The sequence below is a fragment of the Secundilactobacillus malefermentans DSM 5705 = KCTC 3548 genome, from assembly GCF_001436395.1.
Classification (GTDB): Bacteria; Bacillota; Bacilli; order Lactobacillales; family Lactobacillaceae; genus Secundilactobacillus; species Secundilactobacillus malefermentans.
Window position 1 is genome coordinate 1 of the sequence record NZ_AZGJ01000102.1, and the last position, 1,590, is coordinate 1,590.

Here is a 1,590-nt window from a genome sequence, read left to right on the forward strand (position 1 = left end):
CCAACACCAAAAATTCTAGACCCCTAAATTTGCGATCTACCACGTATGTTTAAATCAAATTTATTTTAAATATACCTTGTACAGTGAAGTTTACTGATTGTGTGATTTATGATAAAAGATTAATCTTTTATCATAAATCACACAATCAGTAATACATAAGTTAAGCTCAATCTTATTTACGTTTGGCAAGGCCTTCACGAATAATTTTTTCTAAGACATCAACAATTTTTTCGTCATTCTCAAAAGCGATGCGTTTAACTTCTTTATATGTGCTCATGCGAAGTTGAACGGTTTTAGTTCTTTCTGTTTCGAATTGGTATGGACTTTTTAGATTTTTAAGTTGTTCAGATGCCTTTTTACTAACTTTGTTTAAAAAATCTTCTGCCATGATAAATTACTCCTCTAACTGTTGAATTCTAAGTATTTGTTCATTAAGAACCATTTGGTACATTTGGATTGCTCTTTTATCCCAATGGTCTTTATTCCGTATTCCTTCATTAGCAAACGTTTTAACCCGTTCTTGAGTTCTAATTGAGTTTGAAAAGACCCCTTCGCCAAAAAAGTCTTTTGCTTGTGCAGAAATTTCAGTATCAACTTTTGCACGTGGCTTCATTAAGTACAATATGGCACCAACTAACTGAAAACTTCCATTGTATTGTTCACGTAGTTCACCTAAATGCGTAGCTGTTTTTAAAGAACTTGTATATGACTGCTTTTGAGTTTGTAAGACAATTGAGATGAAATCTGAAGCCATGATTGCGTTATTAGTAAAGACATTTATTGTTGGTGGTACGTCAATAAAAATATAATCGTAATTTTGTTTTAACTTTGAAAGCATTTGTGGTAATAGAATATTACGTTTAACCCGACTAACTTTTTCTACAGCACCAATCCATAAAGACAATGTCCAATCTGTAGGAATCATATCAATTTGGTTTGTAACAGACACAATAGATTTAGACAAATTCCCCCCAAGAAGGCCCTCATATAATGAAAGTTCCGGCTTTAAATCGGCTTTATAAGTCTCCTTCATAATTTCAGTTGCATTTCCCTGGGGATCGAAATCTATAAGTAGTACTTTTTCCCCCTCTTGACCCAATAAATAGGTTTCCATTACAGTCAAGGTGGTCTTACCAACGCCACCTTTAAAGTTGAAGTTTAATAGTGTTTTCCCATTCATAGTAGCACCTACCTTTACATAAACATTTTACCATGATTTATGATTAATCACAAATTTTATATGATTTATGATTAATCATAAATCATATCCATAAAACTATTTACTTAACCTTTGCAGAATGATATGCTTTTTTCATAAACAAAAAATCCCAATCCACTCGGGATTGGGATTTTTGCAGTATTGACAAGTAGCTATCTTGCAGCTACCTAGTCCAAGCAATTTTCACCGCCAAGTTAAAATTGCTTGAAAAAATTGTAATCTTGTTTACGTGCTAATTATACCGCAAGCAAACCTTAAGGGCAAGCAAAGGTAAACTAATTAAAACGAAGATAAGACCAATGGACTAAGTAGCTTGTAATAACTACTTAGTCCATTTTTAGTTCTTAAAAATTAAAAAAGTTGCCGACTGG

At 32.7% G+C, this 1,590-nt stretch carries 2 protein-coding genes; both read right to left on the reverse strand.

The features are described 5' to 3' along the window. Nucleotides 1–172: 172 nt before the first annotated feature. A complete protein-coding gene (locus FD44_RS09860) occupies nt 173–388 on the reverse strand; it encodes a hypothetical protein (RefSeq protein WP_003649837.1) in 216 nt (71 codons plus the stop codon). A 6-nt stretch (nt 389–394) separates the two neighbouring features. Further along, nucleotides 395–1,180, reverse strand: coding sequence for a ParA family protein (locus tag FD44_RS09865; protein ID WP_056973925.1), 786 nt, complete (start codon nt 1,178–1,180; stop codon nt 395–397). Nucleotides 1,181–1,590 lie beyond the last annotated feature (410 nt).